Below are 21376 nucleotides of genomic sequence, written 5' to 3'. Positions count from 1 at the left end.
GAGTTGAGCGACGTGAGGAGGCGATCGCGTGGGTCGTTCTGTCCTGGTGACCGGCGGCAACCGGGGGATCGGGCTTGCGATCGCGCGGCGGCTGGCCGCCGACGGCGACAGCGTGACGGTGACGTCCCGCTCCGGGGACCCGGTGGCGGGACTCTCGGTCGTGCGCTGCGACGTCCGCGACGCGGCATCGGTGGACGCGGCGTTCGCCGCGGTAGAGCAGGAGCAGGGCCCGGTCGAGGTGCTCGTGGCCAACGCGGGCGTCACCCAGGACCAGCTGCTCGCGCTGATGAGCGAGGACGCCTTCACCGGCGTGCTCGACACCAACCTGACCGGCGCGTACCGGGTGGCGAAGCGGGCCGTGCGCGGCATGATGCGGATGCGCCGCGGCAGGATGATCTTCATCTCCTCCGTGGTCGGGCTTTACGGCTCTGGCGGCCAGGCCAACTACGCCGCGTCCAAGGCGGGCCTGGTCGGGCTGGCCCGGTCGCTGGCCAGGGAGCTCGGCTCGCGCGGGATCACCGTGAACGTCGTGGCGCCCGGGTTCGTGGACAGCGACATGACGGCGGCACTCCAGCAGGAGCGCAAGGCCGCGATCATCGGCGCGGTGCCGATGGGCAGGTACGCCTCGGCCGGCGAGGTCGCCGGCGCGGTCGCGTTCCTGGCGGGTCCTGACGCGGCATACATCACCGGCGCGGTCATCCCTGTGGACGGCGGCCTCGGCATGGGACACTAAGCGGCACCCCACAACGGAAGCAGGACAGCGATGGGAATCCTCGACGGCAAGCGGATCCTGGTGACCGGGGTGCTGACCGACGCATCGATCGCCTTCCACGTGGCCCGGGTCGCGCAGCAGGAGGGCGCGACGCTGGTGCTGACCGGGTTCGGCCGGCTGAGCCTGGTGGAGCGGATCGCCAGGCGCCTGCCGCAGCCGCCGCCGGTGCTCGAGCTTGACGTGACCAGCCCGGCGCACCTGGAGTCGCTCGCGTCGCGGGTCAGCGAGCACGTCGACGGTCTCGACGGCGTGGTGCACGCGATCGGCTTCGCCCCGCAGTCCGCGCTCGGCGGCAACTTCCTCGCCACCTCGTGGGAGGACGTGGCCACCGCCGTGCACGTGTCCGCGTTCTCGCTCAAGTCGCTGGCGATGGCGGCGCTGCCGCTGATGCCCGGCGGCGGGTCGGTCGTCGGCCTCGACTTCGACGCGAGCATGGCCTGGCCGGGCTATGACTGGATGGGCGTCGCCAAGGCGGGCCTTGAATCCTGCGCCCGCTACCTGGCCGCAGGCCTGGGACCGCAGCGGGTGCGGGTGAACCTGGTCGCGGCCGGGCCGCTGCGCACCATGGCGGCCAAGTCCATCCCTGGTTTTGACAGGTTCGAGGACGTCTGGTCGCAGCGGGCGCCCCTCGGGTGGTCGATCACCGACCCGGAGCCGGCGGCGCGGGCGTGCGTCGCGTTGCTTTCCGACTGGTTCCCGGCGACAACCGGGGAAATCGTGCACGTGGATGGCGGCGTGCACGCCGTCGGCGTCTGACGTCGGGCAGCAGACCCCCCTGGCTGCCGCGCCCGGGCGGGCCGCGCCCGTACCGCCGCGTTTTTGTTGCGCTGGGCTGCGTTGGTCCCGATACTCCATGTCATGGGAGGTACTGCGCCTGAAGCCCCTACACAGCCTGATGCGCAGCCGGTCAGCGGTGTCCGGGCCTCCGACGCCGAGCGTGACGAGGTGGTCGCCAGGCTCACCGAGGAGTTCGCCGCGGGTCGCCTCTCCCAGGACACGTTCCTCTTCCGGATGAGCGCGGTGCTCCAGGCCCGGCATCAGGCGGACCTGCCGCCGCTGCTCGCCGACCTGCCGGAGGCGCCCGCGCCGTCGCCTGAGCCGGGCATCGGCGGAGCGGTCGCCCGCGTCCCCGCCGGGCCCGCGCCCGTGCCCGTCACGCCCGTGCCCGCGCTGCCGGAGCCGGGCGGCCCGCCGGCCGGGCGCCCGGCATCCCTGGTCAGCCGGCTGCGCTCGGCGCTGCCGCGGCGGATCTCGTCAGCGGCGTTCCAGCACGGGGATGCCACGGTCCGGCCGGGGGATGCCGCGGTCGCCGGCCTGCCGCCGGGCAGCGGTCCGGCTCGCAGGCTGACGGGCGGCATGGAGCGCGCCCCGCAGACACGGCGGCCGCTTCCCCTGCAGTTCCCGCGTGGCGACGGCACCCACTTCAGCATCGGCAGGGACGCCAACTGCGACCTCGCGATCGCCGATATGACCGTGTCCCGTGTCCACGCCAGGCTCGAGCGCACCGAAGACGGCTGGCTGCTGACCGACCTCGCCTCCACCAACGGCACCCGGGTGAATGGCTGGCGGGTGCGCGGCCAGGTGCGGGTGCGGGCGGGTGACCTGGTGAGCTTCGGCAACGCCGAGTACTCGCTGAGCGCGGCCGACGGGATCTAGGCGGCCGGCCGGAGCCAGCCGGCGCGGACTGTGCCGCGTCCGCCCAATACGGGCAATGTTCTAAAGTCAGGAAGCGTGACAACAGTTCTGCTCGTCCGGCACGGCCTCACGGCCACGACGGGGCATGTGCTGACGGGCTGGCTGCCGGGCGTCGGCCTTGACGAGCGCGGGCGCGCGCAGGCGGTCGCGCTCGCGGCCCGGCTGGCGCCCGTCCCGCTCGACGCGATCGTGACCAGCCCGCTGGACCGCTGCCAGCAGACCACCGAACCGATCGCGGCCGCCCGCAACGGTCATCTGCCCACGATCGTCACCGATCCCCGGCTCGGGGAGTGCCACTACGGTGACTGGACGGGACGGACGCTGAAGGAGCTGGAGAAGGACCCGCTCTGGCCGGTCGTCCAGGCGCACCCGAGCGCGGTACGGTTCCCCGGGACCGAAGGCGAGTCGATGCTGGACATGCAGCACCGGGCGGTCGCGGCGGTGCGGGAATGGAACGCCAGGCTCGGTAAGGACGCGACCTACCTGATCTGCTCGCACGGTGACGTCATCAAGGCGATCGTGGCGGACAGCCTGGGCCTGCACCTGGATCTGTGCCAGCGAATCCAGGCAGACCCCTGTTCGCTGACCGTGATCCGGTACACGCCGCTGCGGCCTTTCCTGCTCCGGCTGAACGACGTGGGAGGGGGCGTGGCGGACCTGCTGCCGCAGGCCGCCGCCGCCGCGCACGCCGGGCTCGACGTGGAGAGCGACGCCGTGATCGGCGGCGGAGCGGGCAGCAGTGTCAACCCGGCAACCGGGACAAACCCGGCAGGCGTGGCCGGCGCGGCGGCGAACGGCGCGGGCAGCCTCGCCGACGGCCCGGCCGGCGGCCCGGCGGCCAGTGGCGCAGCCGCCGGAATTCCGGCGGCCCCGACTAGTGACGGGCTGGCCGACAAGCGAGGATAGGACTATGCCGGTCTTTTACTATGACCCGCCGGACAGGTTCGTCGCCGGCTCAGTAGGGCAGCCGGGCGACCGGACGTTCTATCTGCAAGCGAGTTCTAGTGGCCGCGTGACCAGCGTCGTGCTGGAGAAGTTCCAGGTTAGCCTCCTCGCGGAGCGAATCGACGAGCTGCTGGACGAGGTGCTGCGGCGAACTGGCGGCAGCACCTCCATTCCGGCCGCGGCGCCGGCCGCGCTCCGCGATGACGGCCCGCTTGACCTCCCGCTGACCGAGGACTTCCGGGTCGGTGCGATCGCGCTGGCCTGGGACAGCGACGGCGACCGGGTCGTCATCGAAGCGCAGGAGGAGAGCGAGCAGCCAGTGGAGCCGCTCGCCGACGACGTTCCGCTCGACGGTCCTGGGGTGCTGCGGGTGCGCATCACGCCGGGGGCCGCCCGGGCGTTCGCCCAGCGCGCGCTGCAGCTTGTCGCCGCCGGCCGGCCGCCCTGCCCGCTGTGCGGGCTCCCGCTCGACTCCACCGGGCATGTCTGCCCACGGCAGAACGGCCACCGGGCCAGCCATGGCTGAGCGCGCTCCGGCCGGGGACATGGACATCCCGGACGGCGAGCGCGCCGCGCTCGAGTTGCTCGAGCGCGGAACGATGGAGGTGGAAGGCCGCCTCGTCGACGCGTCCAACGCGACGCTCTACTGCACGCTCAAGGGCGGCGGCGCGCAGGCGGCCTGCGTGTACAAGCCGGTCGCGGGGGAGCGGCCGCTGTGGGACTTCCCGACGGGCACGCTGGCCGGCCGTGAGGTCGCGGCCTACGCGGTGTCCCGGGCGGCCGGCTGGAACATCGTGCCGCCGACCGTGATGCGGGACGGTCCGTTCGGCCCGGGCATGTGCCAGCTGTGGATCGAACTCGACCCCGAGGTGGACCTGATCGCCCTGTCCCGCCGCAGCGACCACGCGGGGCTGCGCGAGATGGCGGTGTTCGACGCAGTCGTCAACAACGCCGACCGCAAGATCGGCCACCTGCTTCCCGTCCCCGACGGTCACCTGTACGGCTGCGACCACGGCGTCTGCTTCGCCGAGGACTACAAGCTGCGCACCGTGCTGTGGCAGTGGCGCGGCAAGACGCTGCCCAGGAATTCTGTTGAGGCGCTGCGCCGTCTGGCGGACGACCTGGCCGGGGGCTGGCTCGCCACGGAACTGTCCAGGCACCTGACCCGCGCCGAGATCAGCGCCACCAAGATCCGGGTGGACAAGCTCCTCAAGCACCGCGTCCACCCCTACCCGTCGGAAGACTGGCCCGCGGTCCCCTGGCCGCCGGTCTAACCGGCGCCTAGCGCCCGGCGCGCCCCCCACCGCGGCACGCCACCCGTGCGCAGGCAGGTCAGGCCTCGCCGTCCCCGTGGTTGCCGCGGCGGCGCAGGTAACGCTCGAATTCGCGGGCGATCGCATCGCCTGACGCCTCGGGCAGGTCGGTGGCGTCCTTGGCCTCCTCGAGCGTCCGCACGTACTCCGCCACGTCGGAGTCCTGCTGCGCGAGTTCGTCCACGCCCCGCTCCCACGCGCGCGCCTCCTCGGGCAGGTCGGCCATGGGCAGCGGCGCGTCCAGGATGTCCTCGACGGTGCGCAGCAGCGCCAGCGTCACCTTGGGCGACGGCGCCTGCGCGACGTAATGGGGCACCGAGGCCCACAGCGACACCGTGGGGAGGTCCGCGCCCGCGCACGCGTACGCCAGGACCCCGACGATTCCCGACGAGCCCTTGTAGTCGGACGGCTCGGAACCCACGCTGCGCAGCAGGTGCGTGTTGGTCCCGCTGACCTGCACAGGCACCGGCCGGGTGTGCGGGGAGTCGGCGAGCAGCGCGCCCACCAGGATCACCATCTCGACGCCAAGCTCGGTCAAGCCGCCGATCAGCTCATCGGTGAAGCCGCGCCAGCGCATGTTCGGCTCGACGCCGTGCACGAGCACGACGTCCCTGGGCAGCCCGGTGGCCGACGCCCGCGCCAGGGACAGCCTAGTGGTCGGCCAGACCAGCCGCTCGGCCTTCCCGCCGACGACCTCGATCACCGGCCGGTTCACCTGGAAGTCGTAGAAGTCATCAGGGTCGATGGCGGCGATCGGGGTGGACTGCCAGGCGATGCCGAGGTGGTTGACCGTGCCGCTTGCCGCCTCGGCCGCGTCATTCCACCCCTCGAACGCGGCGACCGCGACTGGGTGCAGCAGCGGGCCATCGACGTCGCTGAACTTGATGACTTCACCTCCGGATCGGCACGGGCGCGCGCCCCGTGACTACAGCCTACGTCGCCAGGTCGTGCCAGTACGCTACCTGTGATTCGCACAATTTTTGCCGCGTGTCTTTTGTGTTGAGCCCATAAACGTCTACACTCTGGAGGCCTATGAGCGGCATCGCGATAGAAGAGAGTACCGAACGGGCGGCACGCGCGAGTGCGCTGCGCTCCGCCCTCGCCGAGCGCGTCGTGATCGCGGACGGTGCGATGGGCACGATGCTCCAGGCCAGCGAGGCGACGGCCGCCGACTTCGGCGGCCACGAGGGCTGCAACGAGGTCCTCAACGTCACCAGGCCGGACATCGTGCGCGCGGTCCACCGCGCGTACCTGGACGCCGGCGCCGATTGCGTCACCACGAACACGTTCGGGGCGAACCTCGGCAACCTGGGCGAGTACGGCATCCCCTGGCGGATATCGGAGCTCTCCGCGGCAGGCGCGCGGCTCGCCCGCCAGGCCGCCGACGAGTTCACCGCCGCCGACGGCGCCCCGCGCTGGGTGCTCGGCTCGATCGGCCCGGGGACCAAGCTCCCCACGCTCGGCCACGTGAGCTTCCGCGAGCTGCGCGACTCGTACTTCGACAACGCGGCCGGCCTGCTGCGCGGCGGCGCGGACGCGCTGATCATCGAGACTTGCCCGGACTTGCTGCAGGCGAAAGCGGCAATCATAGGCTCCAAACGGGCCGTGGCTTCTCTCGCGCCGCACGCGCTTGTCATCGCGCAGCTGACCATCGAGACCACAGGCACCATGCTGCTCGGCAGCGAGATCGGCGCGGCGCTGACGGCACTTGAGCCGCTCGGCATCGACGTGATCGGGCTCAACTGCGCGACCGGGCCAGGTGAGATGAGCGAGCACCTGCGCTACCTGGCGGCGCACTCGGCGATCCCGATCTCGTGCGAGCCGAACGCCGGCCTGCCCGAGCTGACCGCCCGCGGCGCCTATTACCCGCTGACCCCGGGCGAGCTTGCCGACGCGCACGAGCGGTTCACCAGCGAGTTCGGGCTCTCGCTTGTCGGCGGCTGCTGCGGCACCACGCCCGAGCACGTCGCCGCCCTGGTCGAGCGCCTCGGCGCCGGGCGGGCGGCCGGCAGGGGCCGCCCGCTGACCCGTCGCCGCCCGCGGCCGGAGCCAGGGGTGGCGTCGCTGTACAGCCACGTGCCGTTCCGGCAGGACACCGCGTTCCTGGCGATTGGCGAGCGGACGAACGCCAACGGCTCGAAGGCGTTCCGCGAGGCCATGACGGAGAACCGGTACGAGGACTGCGTGGCGATCGCGCGCAGCCAGACCAGGGACGGCGCGCACCTGCTCGACCTCTGCGTGGACTACGTCGGCAGGGACGGAGTCGCGGACATGCGCGAGATCGCCGGGCGGCTGGCCACCGCGGCCACGCTGCCGCTGGTGCTCGACTCGACCGAGCCCGCGGTGATCGAGGCCGGGCTGGAGCTGCTCGGCGGCCGCGCCGTGGTCAACTCGGTGAACTACGAAGACGGGGACGGGCCGGAGTCGCGGATCGCCCGGCTGATGCCGGTCGTGCGCGAGCACGGCGCGGCCGTGGTCGCGCTGACGATCGACGAGCGCGGCCAGGCGCGCACGGCGGAGTGGAAGCTGCAGGTCGCCACCAGGCTGATCGAGGATCTCACCGGCAGGTGGGGGATGCGGCGGGCGGACATCATCGTCGACTGCCTGACGTTCCCGATCGCGACAGGGCAGGAGGAGACCCGGCGGGACGCGGTGGAGACGATCGAGGCGATCGCGGCGCTGAAGCGCCGCTACCCGGACGTGCAGACGACGCTTGGCGTGTCCAACGTGTCCTTCGGGCTGAAGCCCGCCGCACGGACGGTGCTGAACTCGGTGTTCCTCGCCGAGTGCGTGCGCGCCGGGCTTGACTCGGCGATCGTGCACCCGTCCAAGATCGTGCCGCTGGCCCGGATCCCCGACGAGCAGCGGCAGGTTGCCCTCGACCTCGTCTACGACAGGCGGCGGGACGGCTACGACCCGCTGCAGCGGATGCTCGAGCTGTTCGAGGGCGTCGACGCCTCGTCCGCGAAGGCGGACCGCGCCGCCGAGCTGGCCGCGCTGCCGCTGTGGGAGCGGCTGAAGCGGCGCATCGTGGACGGCGAGCGGGCAGGCCTGGAGGCCGACCTCGACGCCGCGCTGGCCGAGCGGCCCGCCCTGGAGATCATCAACGACGTGCTGCTCGACGGCATGAAGACGGTGGGCGACCTGTTCGGCTCCGGGCAGATGCAGCTGCCGTTCGTGCTGCAGTCCGCCGAGGTGATGAAGGCCTCGGTCGGCTACCTCGAGCCGCACATGGAGCACGCGGACGCGGCGGGCCGCGGCACGATCGTGCTCGCCACGGTCAAGGGCGACGTGCACGACATCGGCAAGAACCTGGTCGACATCATCTTGTCCAACAACGGCTACGACGTGGTCAACATCGGCATCAAGCAGCCGATCTCCGCGATCATCAGCGCCGCGGAAGACCACCGGGCCGACGTGATCGGGATGTCCGGGCTGCTGGTGAAGTCGACCGTGGTGATGCGGGACAACCTCGCCGAGCTCAACTCGCGCGGGCTCGCGGGCCGCTGGCCCGTGCTGCTCGGCGGCGCGGCGCTCACCCGCGCCTACGTGGAGCAGGACCTGGCCGCGCTGTTCGAGGGGGACGTCCGCTACGCGCGCGACGCCTTCGAGGGGCTGCGCCTGATGAACGCGGCGATGGCCGTCAAGCGCGGCGACCCGGGCGCCAGCCTTCCCGAACTGCGCACCAGGCGAGTGCGCGCCGTTGGCCCGGGGGACGACCCCCGAACCCCCGATCAAGGGGACCAGTCCCCCCGAACCCCCCCTGTGGCGCCGGCCCCTGTCCCCGAGCCGCCGTTCTGGGGGACGCGCGTGATCAAGGGCCTGCCGCTCGCGGACTACGGGGCCTACCTGGACGAGCGGGCCACCTTCATGGGGCAGTGGGGGCTCAAGCCGTCGCGGAAGGCCGACGGGCCGGGCTACGAGGAACTGGTGGAGACCGAGGGGCGGCCGCGGCTGCGGATGTGGCTGGAGCGGGCGCAGACCGAGGGGCTGCTGCAAGCCGCCGTGGTCTACGGTTACTTCCGCTGCGTGAGCTCGGGAAACGACCTGATCGTGCTGTCGGAGCCGGGGGCGGAACTGGAACGGTTCACCTTCCCCCGGCAGCGGCGCGACGCCCGGCTGTGCCTGGCCGACTACTTCCGGCCCGCCTCCTCCGGTGAGACCGACGTCGTGGCGTTCCAGCTCGCCACGATGGGCCCGGCGGTGTCAGCGGCGACCGCCGAGCTGTTCGCGAAGAACGCCTACCGCGAGTACCTGGAGTTGCACGGCCTGTCGGTGCAGCTCACCGAGGCGCTCGCCGAGTACTGGCACGCCCGGGTGCGGAGCGAGCTCGGCATCGCGGCTGCGGACCCGGCGGACCTGGACGGGTTCTTCAGCGTCCGCTACCAGGGCGCGCGGTACTCGATCGGCTATCCCGCCTGCCCTGACCTCGCGGACCGCGCCAAGATCGCCCGGCTGCTCGCCCCGGACCGGATCGGCGTCGAGCTGTCGGAGGAAATGCAGCTCCACCCCGAGCAGTCCACCGACGCGATCGTCGTGCACCACCCCGAGGCGAAGTACTTCAGCGTCTGACGCGCGGCGCCCGCGGGCACGCCCGCCCCCGCGGGCGGCTCCGCGCTCCCGCGGGAGCCCCCGCGCCGGGGCACCCACCACGCCTGTCGCACTGGTCGCTGCCGTTCTCCTGATCCGCGAGTCGCCCCGGCAGCCTGGATAACGGGAAAGAAAATGCCGCCCCTGACCGGCATTTTCCTCCCCGTTAATCGGCTTGTCCGGAATGTCTGATTCCGAGTAGCTGTTCAGCAAGCGGTCACTGGGATGGCGTGACGTGCTGTGGCGCGCGAGTGGCGGGCTGGTTATCTGGCTGGAGTCCGGGCGGTATCCAGGGTGGCCGCCGAAGAGGTCGCGGAGGGCGTCGAGTTTGCTGATCTCCCATTCGGCTGCGGTGGACAGGTAGGACTGGACGATGGCGAACTCGGCCAGGCCTTGCAGGGTGCGCCAGCATCCTCCGGAGCTGCGCTGGGCGACCTTGACGGGCCTGATCGTCCGCTCGGCTTCGTTGTTGGTGAAGATGTCGAGGTCGGGGCGGGTGGCGAAGCGCAGGATCATGTCCTCATACCGCTGGAAGCGGCGGGCGATGGCGCGGGCTGCCCGGGCGGTGGCGGTGTGCCCGGTCAGGTTCGCCCACCGCCCGTACCGGGTGCGGGCCAGGTGCACCCACCGCAGCCCGCCGGCGGCGCGGGCGTGTCGTCACCGCAAAGCGCGCCACACACCAGGCCTGAACCCCTGCTGAATAGCTACGATTCCGATGTTCCGGCATTGCGGACATAGCGGACCGCGAGCAGGGTGCGCTCGTGCGGCACGCGCGCGCCGACGATCGGTCATCATGGAAGTCCCGCTGATGGCGGCGTGTCGCCGTCACCAGCGCTTCAGGAGGGAGACGAGGTGACGGGCGGGCTCGCGGCGGTGCTGTTCGACTTGGACGGCCTGCTCGTGGACACCGAGCCGCTCTGGCTGGAGACGGAGACCGAGGTCATGGCGCTGCTCGGGACGACGTGGACGGCACACGACCAGGAGGCGCTGCTCGGCGGCAGCATGCAGCGGACGGTCGGCTACCTGCTCGCCAAGGCGACCAGGCCCGCGCCGCCAGAGGCCGTGGAGCGCTGGATGACCGATGGGATGCGCAAGCGGGTGCGGGACGGCCGCGTGGTCGTGCGGCCGGGCGCGCGGGAACTGCTCGCCGCGGTGGCCGGCGCGGGCGTCCCGCACGGGCTCGTGACGTCCTCGAAGCGGTCGTTCGCCGACGCCGTGCTCGCCAGCACGGCAATGGCGTTCCCTGTGACGGTGTGCGCCGACGACGTCACCGTGACCAAGCCGGACCCGGAGCCCTACCTGCTGGCGGCCAAGCTGCTCGGCGCCGACCCCGCGCGCTGCGTGGCGCTCGAGGACTCGCCGAACGGCGTCGCCTCCGCGGGGTCCGCCGGGTGCCGGGTGGTGGCGGTGCCGTCGCTTTTGCCGATCCCGCCCGCCGCGGGTCGCGTCGTGGTGCGGTCGCTGCGGGAGGTCACGCTCGCGTTCCTCCGCGAACTGGCGGCATGACCGCGCCGCGCCACGCCGCGGCGGCGTTCCTGGCAGTCCGCCCGGTATGTCAGGATGGGATTCAGCAGGGAGGCGCGTCATGGGCTACGACAGTATCTTCTGGCTCCCGGTATGCGCGGTGCTCACCGCGCTCGGGCTGGTGCTGACCTACGCGTACGGGCGGCCACGCGGGTTCCGCGCCATGCTGCGCGGCGCGGCATGGTCGCTGATCCCGATTGCCGCCTACCTGACCGGCTCGATCAAGATGCTCTGGAAGATCGGCGACGCGATCGGCAACTTCGCCTCCGGCTTCGTCTTCTCTCCGGTCAAGTGGGCCGGCGTGGCCGTCACCGCGCTGTGCGTCGTGCTGTTCATGACCACAAGCGGGCGGGAGCGCCGTAAGGCCGCGCGGGGCAGGGCCGGGGCACGGGCAGCGGAGAAGGCCGACAAGAAGGCCGCGCCGTCCGCTACGGGGGCGGCCCCCGCGGGCCTGCCGGCGGCCGGCGGCACGGCCTCGCTGCCCGCGGTCAGGGAGCCGCAGCCCGTCGTCAAGAACCAGGCGCCGCAGGCGAAGGGTTCCCGCAAGGGCGCGGCGCCGCCCGACGACGACATGAAGGACATCGAGGACATCCTCCGCAACCGCGGCCTCTGATCCCCAGCCGGGCGACGCCGTTGCCTCGCGTGTGACTGAGAGATGTCACGCGCATTCCGCGCGTTACCTGGAAGCGTTTGCCTTAACGGCCTGCACTGCCGTAAAATTAGCAGTTTTCGGCCGCACGGGCAACAAGACTCCCCTATGTAACAGCCATGTTACTCAGCATGACGATCAAGGACGATTTATATCACAGTTGGGCCACGTCGAAGGTTTTGGTCTGGATTTCCTCGCAGGTAGCGGACAATCTCTCGGGTAGGCAGTGATCACCCGGACGGGCCGCCGGACGGCTTGCCCTGCTCCGGCATGACCTGAGAAGACCGAAGAGGAACATGCCAATGACCAGAGTGCCCAGGCGTTTTGCAGCACTCGCCGTAGTGGCGGCCGTCGCGACCGGGCTGGCCGCGTGCTCGAGTTCGAGCTCGCCGAGCACCTCGCCGACAACGGCGGCCCCCACGGCGACAAGCGCGCAGACCCCCCAGTACGGCGGGACGCTGAACATCATCGCAGCCACCGGCCCCGACCACCTGGATACCGTGCCCGCGTACTACACCGTGGACTACGAGCTGGAGCGCGCGTACACCAGGCAGCTCGTCAGCTACGAGACGGTGCCCTACACGAGCACGACCAGCAGCGGATGGACGACGGACAGCACGCCGGTCGCCGACGTCGCGACCGTGGTGCCGACGGTCGCCAACGGCGGCATCACCGACGGCGGCAAGGTGTACACGTTCCACATCAAGACGGGCGTGGACTGGAACTCGACGCCGGTGCGCCAGGTCACGTCCTATGACTTCCTGCGCGAGTTCAAGGCGTTCTTCAACCCGGTCAGCCCGGTCGGCAACCCCGTGTACTACACGTCCACGATCGCCGGGATGCAGCAGTACGACAACGAGGAGACCGCCTACTTCGCGAACGCGAAGCTGCACCCGCCGACGGCCGCGGACATCGCCAACTTCCAGAACACGCACAGCATCACCGGCATCACGACGCCGAACTCGATGACGATCCAGTTCACGCTGATCCAGCCGGCCAGCGACTTCCTGTACATGCTGGCGATGCCGTTCGCCTCGGCCCGCCCTGTCGAGTACGACAGCTACGTGCCGAACAGCCTGCAGCTTGACGACCACCTGCTGTCCGACGGCCCGTACGCGATCACCTCGTACACCCCGGGCAAGCAGATCGTGCTGACGAAGAACGCGGCGTGGAACCAGTCGACCGACCCGCTGCGGCACCAGTACGTCAACGAGATCGTGGAAACGATCAACGGCTCCTCCGCGCAGACCCAGCTCGCCGACATCGAGGCGGGCACCATGGACATCACCAGCGGCGACACGACCCTCAACCCGGCCTCGATCCCTGGGCTGGTGGCATCCCATATTCCGAACTTCGTGGACTGGCCGTGGTCGGACACGTTCCCGTACATCGTGTTCAACCTCCGCAGCCCGGACTCCAGCGGCGCGATGGGCAAGGTGCTCGTGCGCCAGGCGGTCGAGTACGGCCTTGACAAGGTCGCCGTGGTGAAGGCGTACGGCGGCCCGGACGTCGGTACGATCATCAACACCGTCATCCCGCCGGGCAACACCGGTTACGTGAACTACAACCTCTACCCGGACGACAACGGCGCGGGCAACGTGGCCATGTGCAAGAGCGACCTCTCCAAGGCCGGCTACCCGAACGGCCTGACGCTCACCTACATGTACCCCAACGACTCCACGGACACCCGGGCGTTCGAGGCGATCCAGGCGTCGCTCGCCCTGTGCGGGATCACGCTGACCGGCAAGCCCGAGCCGGGGTCCACGTTCTTCGTCGACCTGGGCAACTCGCCGGAGAACAACAAGGCGGGCCAGTGGGACATGGGGCAGCCAGGCTGGATCCCCGACTGGTACGGCAACAACGGCCGCACCGTCATCCAGGCGCTGTTCGCGGGTCCGAACTGCGTGATCAACACGGTCAACTACGGCTGCTACGACAACGCCACGGTCAACTCGCTGATCAGCCAGGCAGAAACGGCGCCGAACCTAACGGCGGCCGGTGCTGACTGGCACGCGGCGGACGTGCAGATCATGAAGGACGCGGTGATCGTGCCCATCATGTCTCAGACGTTCCCGCTGATCGCCAGCAAGCGGGTGCGCGGCGTCCTGCCGAACGGGACCACCTACCAGACGGCGCTGTTCAACCCGAACATCGGCGACCCGGATATCACCAACATCTGGCTGGCCAGCAGCTGACCGGGACGTGGTGTCCGGACCGGTTGGTTAGGCCGTAGTGCCGCGTGGTCCGGCCGGGGCATCCGTGCCCCGGCCGGACCACGGGCGTAGCGGCCAGGGCACCCATATGCGACGCTAGCCTTGTCGGGGGGTGCGATGACCCGCACCCCGGCAAGGCTTGCCCGGAGGAAAAACGCAAGTGACCCTGCTCGAGGTGACGGACCTGCACGTCAGCTTCCCGACGGCTGACGGCGTAGTGCGCGCGGTCCGCGGCGTGTCGTTCGGCGTGGAGGCCGGGCAGACGCTCGGCATCGTCGGCGAGTCCGGCAGCGGCAAGACCGTGCTGACCCAGACGCTGCTCGGGCTGACCCCCGGGGCGAACGTGTCCGGCAGTGCCATGTTCGAAGGGAACGACCTGCTGCAGCTCCCCCCCGACCAGATGCGGCGCGTGCGCGGCGCGCGGATCGCGGTGATCTTCCAGGACCCGCTGACCAGCCTGCACCCGCTGTACAAGATCGGGTGGCAGATCGCCGAGATGATCCGGGCGCACGACAAGTCGGTGTCGAAGAAAGAGGCCGCGCACCGGTCGGTTGAGCTGCTGCACCGCGTCGGCATCCCCAGGCCGGAGACGCGGATCAACGACTACCCGCACCAGTTTTCCGGCGGCATGCGCCAGCGCGTGATGATCGCGATGGCGCTGTCCCTGGAGCCGGCGATGATCATCGCGGACGAGCCGACCACGGCGCTCGACGCCACCGTGCAGGCGCAGATCCTGGACCTGCTGCTGCGGCTGCAGCAGGACTCAGGCACCGCGCTGATCATGATCACCCACGACCTCGGCGTGGTCGCCGACATCGCCGACGAGGTGATGGTCATGTACGCGGGGCGCGCCGCGGAGAAGGCACCCAAGCGGGACGTCTTCTACGCGCCGCACCACCCCTACACGAAAGGGCTGCTCGAGTCGATCCCGAGCAGTTCCGCGGCGGGCACGCGGCTGCGCCCCATCGCGGGCCAGCCCCCGAGCCTGATCAACCTGCCCGCGGGCTGCAAGTTCCATCCGCGGTGCGGCTACGTGTTCGACCGCTGCCTGCGGGAGGAGCCGGTGCTGCACCCGGTCGCCGACAGCGGCGCGCACACCTCGGCCTGCTGGCTGCCCGCCGCGGCGGCCGGCCTGTCGGGGCAGGCGGAGGAACTGCGCGAGGAAACAGCGCGTGAGCAGCGCGGGGCGGACGCGTCCGCCGTGGCCGCCGTCGGCGCCGAGCTCGCGTCGCCGGCAACGGACGCCGCGGACAACGACGGGAGCGTGGCCTGATGGCGGACGACGACGACGTCCTGGTCCGCGTGGAGAACCTGGTCAAGTACTTCCCCGTCAAGGCGGGCGGTCTGTTCAGGCACACGGTCGGGCACGTGCACGCGGTCGACGGCGTGTCGCTGCTCATCGAGCGCGGCAAGACGCTCGGCCTGGTCGGCGAGACAGGCAGCGGCAAGTCGACCCTGGCCCGCTGCGTCGCCGGGCTGATCCCTGTGACGTCCGGCCGGGTGACCTTCGAGGGCCGGGAGATCACCAAGCTGTCGCGCGGCGCGATGCGCCCGCTCCGCCGCGAAGTCCAGATGATCTTCCAGGACCCGTACTCCTCGCTGAACCCCAGGCGGCGGGTGGGGTCGATCATCGGCGACCCGTTCGCCATCCACAAGACCGCGACAGGCAGCGAGCGCAAGCGCCGGGTGCAGGAACTCATGGAGCGCGTGGGGCTCAACCCGGAGCACTACAACCGGTTCCCCTCGGAGTTCTCCGGCGGGCAGCGCCAGCGGATCGGCGTGGCCAGGGCGCTCGCGCTGCGGCCGAAGCTGATCATCTGCGACGAGCCGGTGTCCGCGCTCGACGTGTCGATCCAGGCGCAGGTGCTGAACCTGCTGTCTGAACTGCAGAAAGACTACGGGCTCAGCTACTTGTTCATCGCGCACGACCTGGAGGTCGTGCGGCACGTGAGCGACAAGGTCGCGGTCATGTACCTGGGCCGCGTCGGCGAGTCCGGTCCCAAGGACGCGCTGTACAGCCGGCCCAGGCATCCGTACACGGTGGCGCTGCTGTCTGCGGCGCCTGCCGCCGACCCGGACGCGGCCGCCGCCAGGCAGCGGGTGATCCTGACAGGCGACGTGCCCTCGCCGATCGACCCGCCCTCAGGATGCCGTTTCCACCCGCGCTGCCCCAAAGCGCAGCCGCTCTGCACGCGGGAGGAGCCACAGCTCGTTCTGAGTGCTGCTGACGAACCGGCGGCGGATGGAGCGGATGGAGAGGTGGCGGTCCCCGGCCCGGCCGCCGCGGGCATTGTCGGCGGGGACGTCCACCTGACCGCCTGCCACTTCCCGGTCGCGGTCGGCGAGGACCTCGCCTCCGCCGCTGCTAGCAGGGAGTTCGCGTGAGCACCACGTTCCATGAGATTGACCTTGAGGTAGAGCCCTCCATCTCTCGGATCGAGGGACGCAGCCAGTGGCAGCTGACGTGGCGCCGGCTGCGCACCGACAGGGTGTCCATGATCGCGCTGGCCGTCATCGTGGTCATGATCCTGCTCGCCATCCTGGCGCCGGCGGTCGCCGCGCTCACCGGCCACCCGCCGAACATGGCCTACCCGATCACCGGCGAGAACGCGGCGGGCAACCCGGTCGGGCCGTTCACCAACGGCTTCATCCTCGGCACCGACAGCACCGGCCGTGACCTGCTGGTCCGGATCCTCTACGGGGCGCGCATCTCGCTGTTCGTCGGCGTGGTGACCACGTTCATCGCGTCGGTGCTCGGGGTTGCGATCGGCCTGATGGCCGGGTATTTCGGCGGGATCATCGACACCGTGCTCGCGAGGTTCACCGACGCGGTCCTCGCGTTCCCGTACGTGGTGCTCGCGATAGCGCTGGCCGTGGTGTTCGGGCCGAGCCTGACGATCATCATGATCATCATCACGTTCTTCTCCTGGGCAGGCATCGCGCGCATCGTCCGCGGGCAGACGCTGTCGATCAAGGAGAAGGAATACATCGAGGCGGCGCGGTCGCTCGGCGCCGGGCCGTTCCGGATCATGTTCTTCGACATCCTGCCCAACCTCCTCGCCCCGGTGCTGGTCGTGGCCACGCTGTACATTCCGCAGGCCGTCGTGTTCGAGGCCACGCTGTCCTTCCTCGGCCTTGGCGTGCAGCCGCCGACCGCGAGCTGGGGGAACATGCTCGCCGACGCGTCGAACTTCTACACGGTGGCGTGGTGGTACGTGGTGTTCCCCGCCGTCGCGCTGCTGATCACCACGCTCGCGTTCAACCTGCTCGGCGACGGCATCAGGGACGCCATGGACCCGCGCACCGAGCGCCTGCTCGCCGCCAGGCGGCTGCGCCGCAAGAACAGGAAACGGAAGGGCGCAGGCTCCGGCGGGATCGCCGGCACCGGACCCGGCCCGGACTACCCTGACCCGGTGCGGATCGGGCAGACACCGTAGATCGAACGGACAGACAGAAACATGGCTATCGTCGGCTACCTGGTCAGGCGCATCCTCACCGGCATCGTCGTGGTGTGGCTGGTCGCGACCGCCGCGTTCTTTCTCTTCTTCGCCAGGCCTGTCATCACGGTCGCGCGGGAGCTCGCGGGGCGTGCCGCGACACCGCAGGTCATCACCGAGGTCATCTCGAACCTCGGCCTCAACCAGCCGATCATGACCCAGTACTGGCACTTCATCGACGGGCTGCTGCACGGGGACCTCGGGTACTCCTACTACACCCAGGAGTCGGTGAACACCATACTCAAGCAGGACCTGCCGCCCACGATTTCGCTGGTGATCGGCGGCACGATCCTGTGGCTGGTGGCCGGGCTGTCGGTCGGCATCATCAGCGCGACCAAGGCGCGCAGCCTGTTCGACCGCGTCTCCTCGGTCGCGGTGCTGGTCGGCCTGTCGATGCCGGTGTTCGTCATCGGCGAGCTGCTGATCCTCGTGGTGTTCCTGCCCCTGAACGAGCACGGCATCACGTGGATCGACACCGGCTACTCAGGTCCGACGTCCGGGCTGAGCAGCTTCTTCGGCCACATGCTGCTGCCCTGGATCACGCTGGCGGCCGTGCAGGCCGCCGTGTACACGCGGCTGTCCCGCGGCCAGCTGCTCGACACGCTCGGCGAGGACTACATCAGGACCGCGCGGGCCAAGGGGCTGTCCGAGCGCCGGGTGCTCTTCAGGCACGCGGTGCGTGCCGCCCTCACCCCGGTGGTGTCGCAGCTCGGTGTGGACGTCGGGCAGCTGCTGGGCGGCGTGGTCGTCGTGGAGATCGTGTTCGGCCTTGGCGGGGTCGGCCAGGCATCGGTCGAGGCGGTCGAGCAGGACAACCTCCCGGTGATCATCGGTTTCGTCATCATCGCCGCCGTGTTCGTGGTGCTCGCCAACCTCGTCGTTGACATGCTGTACGCGGCGCTGGACCCGCGCGTGCGCATAACCTGACGGCATGTCATCCCGCACGACGGCCCCCGCGTCCGGCACGACCGGCGCGACCGGCGAAGGCCGCGAGGTGCTCCGGCTCGTCCCGCCGGTCATCCTGTGGTGGGTCTGGGTGGCGTTCGCGGCCGTCAACGCCGTCGACTTCGGCATCCAAGGCGTGCCGTCCGCGCGGTTCGGGGCCGTCGTGTCGGCTATCTTGCTGCTGGTCACCGGGCTGATGTTCACGCTGGCGCTGCGGCCGCGAGTCATCTGCGACCGCACAGGCCTGACCGTGGTCAACCCGTTCCGCGTCCATCAGGTGCCGTGGCGGGTGATCCAGGTGGTGGAGGCGGGGGAGTGGGTGCGCGTGCACTATGCCGCCGTCGGACCCGCGGTCGGGGCCGCGGCTGGCGGGGCCGCGGCTGGCGGGGCTGGTTTGCGCCAACGAGGCAGTACAGTCCACTGCTGGGCGCTGTACGTGTCGGCCGGGGCCCGCCGGAAGGCCGCCCGCCCCGCGCGGCGGGCGGGCCGCGGCCCGTTCTCCGCCTCGTTTGCCGCCCAGTGGGCAAACGCCGACGCCGGCCCCGGCACGGGACCCGGCTACGCGCAGCCGACGTCCCGGCTGCCAGCGGAGGCCAGGTACCTTGCCTCGCTGCCGCCCGCCATCGCGATGGCCGCGCGGCTGGACGCCCGCGCCGCCAGGGAGCGCGCGGCCCCCGAGCGCCCGGGGGAAACACCGGCAACGGCGGGCCCGGCGACCGTGAACTGGTCGGTGGCGGCGGTCGCGGCCGTCGTGATTCCCGCGCTGATCCTCCTGGTCACCGTGCTGGCCTAAGCCCGCCGGGCCGGCCCGAGCCCGCTAGGCCGGCCCGACCCGCGGGCCAGCCTTGACGGCGAACGCGTTACGCGTTCTCCCGGACGAACACGCGTGACCCCAGCCACATGCACACCACCGCCACGCCCGCGGCGACCAGGACGCCCTCGAGCATGACCATGTTGGCGTAGTGCCCGGCGAAGGCGTCGCGCATGGCGTCGATGATGTACCGGAACGGGCTGACCCGGGCGATGCCCTGCAGCCAGCCGGGCCCGAGCGCGATCGGCAGCATGATCCCTGACAGCAGGGTCAGCGGCAGGACGACCGAGTTCAGCATCGGCGCGAACGCGTCCTCGCTCTTGACGATCAGCGCGGTCGCGTACGACACCGACGCAAGGCCGACCGCGACGAGGACGATGAAGCCCAGGCTGAGCAGCACGGCCATGACCGGCGCGCGCAGCCCGAACGCCACGCCGGCCAGCACCAGGATCACCGCTTGGACGACGAGCACGACCACGTCCCGCAGCACCCGGCCCGCCATGATCGACAGCCGGCTGACCGGCGTGACCCGGAACCGCTCGATCACCCCGGCCCGCCAGTCCGAGATGATGGCGAACCCGACGAACGTCGAGCCGAACAAGCCAAGCTGGATCAGCAGCCCAGGGACGAAGAACTTGTACGCCGCCGCGCTGCCGGCGGGGGCCAGGCCCGAGCTCCCGTCCAGCGCCCCCAGGGGCAGCTTGGTCAGCAGCGGGCCGAACAGCGCCAGGTACAGGATCGGCTGCACGAGCGCGATGACCACCCAGGCGGGGGTGCGCAGGCTGAGCCGCAGCTGCCGCCTGAAGACGGTCAGCGTGTCACGGATGAACGGCATCTGGGCTAGCTCCTTGTCCCGGTGGCGGCGCCGTCCGCGGCGCCGGCGGTCTTGTCTCGCGCGGCGCTGGGGGAGTCGTCCCGCAGCGACCGCCCGGTCATCGTCAAGAACACGTCGTCAAGCGTCGGCCGCGACAGGTTGATCGAGTGCATGGTGACGCCCGCGTCGTCGAGCACGCGCAGCAGCGACGGCAGCGCCTCCGCGCCGTGGAAGACGTTCAGCCGCAGCGCGCCGTCGTCGGCGACCGTCACGTCCTGCACGATCGGCTGCCCGGCGAGCAGCTCGCGCGCCATGTCCCGCGCGCCGTTGACCTGCAGGGTCACCACGTCCCCCGAGACCCGCCGCTTGAGCTCGTCGGGCGTCCCCTCGGCCACGATCACCCCGTGGTCGATGATGAACACGCGGTCGCACAGCGCGTCGGCCTCCTCCAGGTAGTGCGTGGTGAGGAAGACCGTCGTGCCCAGGTCAGAACGCAGCCGCCGGATGTGGTCCCACAGGTTCGACCGGCTCTGCGGGTCCAGCCCGGTGGTGGGCTCGTCGAGGAAGACCAGGGGCGGCTGGTGCACCAGCCCGAGGGCGATCTCCAGCCGCCGCCGCTGCCCGCCCGACAGCGTCTTCACCAGCCGCCTGTCGAGCCCGGCGAGGTCGAGCTGGCCGGTCAGCCGCTCGGCGCGCCGCACCGCCTCCGCCCGCTCGATGTGGTACAGCGCCGCCTGGTCGAGCAGTTCCTCCCCGACCAGGCACTCCGGGTCGGTGCCGCCCATGGTCTGCCCGATCGCCTGCGGCACGTAGCCGATCCGCCGCCGCACGCCGACCGGGTCGCGGCGCAGGTCCGCGCCCGCCACGGTGGCGGTGCCCGCGGTGGGTTCGAGCAGCGTGGTGAGCATGCGCAGCGTGGTGGTCTTGCCCGCGCCGTTCGGCCCGAGGAAGCCGACGATCTCCCCCTCCTCGACCCGCAGATCGACCCCGCGCACCGCGTGCACGGTCCGCTTGCGGCTCTTGAACGTACGGGCGAGGCCCTCGGCCTCGATGATCAACATGGGTCCGCTCCCCTCGGCGCATGACATCACGAGCTTCTCACATTATCGAGTAATATCTCGATTCAATTCAAGTCGCACGCCGGCGCGCCGCACACTCCGGGCCGCCAGGAGCCGATCCCGTCCTTCTTCTCCCGAACGGGCCGTCCCGTCTGTCCCGCCCATCACTAGTCCCGAGCGCTGGCCGGCGCTCCCTGGTCGCACCCGTCCCCAGTCCGGGCCCATCTTAGGACCCGAGCCGCAGGTTTATTGTCCGTTTTATACGCATTTCCATCTGCCGCTTGGGTCCTATCTTGCGACGAGGTGTCCGGATAGTGAGATAACGGGACACCGGCGAGGCGCCGCGCACGGGGGAAGCCCGCGGAAGCGGGCGGGAGACGCCGACGCGGATGCGGGCGGGAGATGCCGACGCGGAAGCGGGCGGGACAAGCCCGCGCACATGCGGGCGGCGATGGCCGCGGGGCCGCTGAGGAGCCAGCCGTCGGCGGCGCTAGTCCGCGAGCGCGGCCGCTGGCCGATCGAGTGCGGCGTCCCCGGCGGCCGGGGGCTC

17 protein-coding genes and 2 pseudogenes are annotated in these 21376 nt (G+C 70.8%); 15 read left to right on the top strand and 4 right to left on the bottom strand.

The genetic code is table 11. The annotated features are described in order from the left end of the window. Positions 1–28: 28 nt before the first annotated feature. The 6 genes and pseudogenes from fabG to Q1N79_RS26660 all read left to right on the top strand — a co-directional run bounded on the left by fabG (position 29) and on the right by Q1N79_RS26660 (position 4686). Complete coding sequence (gene fabG / locus Q1N79_RS26685) at positions 29–733, top strand: 3-oxoacyl-ACP reductase FabG (protein WP_300613692.1); 705 nt, start codon at positions 29–31, stop codon at positions 731–733. Positions 734–763: 30 nt separating this feature from the next. Further along, positions 764–1528, top strand: coding sequence for an enoyl-ACP reductase FabI (gene fabI / locus Q1N79_RS26680; protein ID WP_300613690.1), 765 nt, complete (start codon positions 764–766; stop codon positions 1526–1528). A gap of 102 nt (positions 1529–1630) precedes the next feature. Then, positions 1631–2428: a DUF1707 and FHA domain-containing protein gene (locus Q1N79_RS26675; RefSeq protein ID WP_300613687.1), complete on the top strand. Its 798-nt coding sequence runs from the start codon at positions 1631–1633 to the stop codon at positions 2426–2428. Between the two features lie 75 nt (positions 2429–2503). Further along, positions 2504–3115 (top strand): annotated as a pseudogene (locus tag Q1N79_RS26670) (histidine phosphatase family protein); the annotation flags it as partial. A gap of 262 nt (positions 3116–3377) precedes the next feature. Next, positions 3378–3938: a DUF3090 domain-containing protein gene (locus Q1N79_RS26665; RefSeq protein ID WP_300613685.1), complete on the top strand. Its 561-nt coding sequence runs from the start codon at positions 3378–3380 to the stop codon at positions 3936–3938. Then, entirely contained in the window at positions 3931–4686 is a 756-nt protein-coding gene (locus Q1N79_RS26660; protein ID WP_300613683.1) for an SCO1664 family protein, read from the top strand. Before Q1N79_RS26665 ends, Q1N79_RS26660 begins: the two co-directional genes overlap by 8 nt. Positions 4687–4744: 58 nt before the next feature. Here the strand turns inward: Q1N79_RS26660 and Q1N79_RS26655 are convergent, their stop codons facing one another. After that, entirely contained in the window at positions 4745–5611 is an 867-nt protein-coding gene (locus Q1N79_RS26655) for a PAC2 family protein (RefSeq protein ID WP_300613708.1), read from the bottom strand. A gap of 146 nt (positions 5612–5757) precedes the next feature. On the opposite strand from Q1N79_RS26655, the gene metH reads away from it, so the two are divergent. Next, positions 5758–9297, top strand: coding sequence for a methionine synthase (metH, locus tag Q1N79_RS26650; protein ID WP_300613681.1), 3540 nt, complete (start codon positions 5758–5760; stop codon positions 9295–9297). Positions 9298–9777: 480 nt separating this feature from the next. Here the strand turns inward: metH and Q1N79_RS30880 are convergent. Further along, positions 9778–9831, bottom strand: a pseudogene (locus Q1N79_RS30880) (hypothetical protein); the annotation flags it as partial. Positions 9832–10167: 336 nt separating this feature from the next. Here Q1N79_RS30880 and Q1N79_RS26640 point away from each other — a divergent pair. From Q1N79_RS26640 to Q1N79_RS26605, 8 genes are all read left to right on the top strand, one after another. Then, positions 10168–10821, top strand: a complete 654-nt coding sequence (locus tag Q1N79_RS26640) for an HAD family phosphatase (RefSeq protein ID WP_300613677.1) — start codon at positions 10168–10170, stop codon at positions 10819–10821. Between the two features lie 79 nt (positions 10822–10900). Next, positions 10901–11452, top strand: coding sequence for a cellulose synthase (locus Q1N79_RS26635; protein ID WP_300613675.1), 552 nt, complete (start codon positions 10901–10903; stop codon positions 11450–11452). 338 nt (positions 11453–11790) lie between these two features. Beyond that, positions 11791–13683 carry an ABC transporter substrate-binding protein gene (locus Q1N79_RS26630; protein WP_300613673.1) on the top strand — a complete coding sequence of 631 codons (1893 nt, stop codon included), beginning with the start codon at positions 11791–11793 and terminating at the stop codon, positions 13681–13683. 178 nt (positions 13684–13861) lie between these two features. Further along, positions 13862–14974 (top strand): ABC transporter ATP-binding protein, encoded by a 1113-nt coding sequence (locus Q1N79_RS26625; RefSeq protein WP_300613671.1) that lies wholly within the window; start codon positions 13862–13864, stop codon positions 14972–14974. Further along, a complete protein-coding gene (locus Q1N79_RS26620; RefSeq protein WP_300613669.1) occupies positions 14974–16086 on the top strand; it encodes an ABC transporter ATP-binding protein in 1113 nt (370 codons plus the stop codon). The genes Q1N79_RS26625 and Q1N79_RS26620 overlap by 1 nt, the downstream gene beginning before the upstream one ends. Further along, a complete protein-coding gene (locus Q1N79_RS26615) occupies positions 16083–17138 on the top strand; it encodes an ABC transporter permease (RefSeq protein ID WP_300613667.1) in 1056 nt (351 codons plus the stop codon). The genes Q1N79_RS26620 and Q1N79_RS26615 overlap by 4 nt, the downstream gene beginning before the upstream one ends. Positions 17139–17159: 21 nt before the next feature. Further along, a complete protein-coding gene (locus Q1N79_RS26610; RefSeq protein ID WP_300613665.1) occupies positions 17160–18125 on the top strand; it encodes an ABC transporter permease in 966 nt (321 codons plus the stop codon). 4 nt (positions 18126–18129) lie between these two features. Continuing rightward, the gene (locus Q1N79_RS26605) at positions 18130–18936 is read left to right on the top strand and encodes a PH domain-containing protein (protein ID WP_300613663.1); all 807 of its coding nucleotides are present in this window, start codon (positions 18130–18132) and stop codon (positions 18934–18936) included. A 67-nt stretch (positions 18937–19003) separates the two neighbouring features. Here Q1N79_RS26605 and Q1N79_RS26600 read toward each other — a convergent pair whose 3' ends face one another. Together Q1N79_RS26600 and Q1N79_RS26595 are read right to left on the bottom strand one after the other, a co-directional pair. Further along, a complete protein-coding gene (locus tag Q1N79_RS26600) occupies positions 19004–19789 on the bottom strand; it encodes an ABC transporter permease (RefSeq protein WP_300613661.1) in 786 nt (261 codons plus the stop codon). 5 nt (positions 19790–19794) lie between these two features. Beyond that, the gene (locus Q1N79_RS26595; protein ID WP_300613706.1) at positions 19795–20823 is read right to left on the bottom strand and encodes an ATP-binding cassette domain-containing protein; all 1029 of its coding nucleotides are present in this window, start codon (positions 20821–20823) and stop codon (positions 19795–19797) included. Positions 20824–21376: the final 553 nt, after the last annotated feature.

The organism is Trebonia sp., from assembly GCF_030042015.1.
GTDB lineage: Bacteria > Actinomycetota > Actinomycetes > Streptosporangiales > Streptosporangiaceae > Trebonia.
This window is presented reverse-complemented; position numbering and strand designations above follow the sequence as displayed.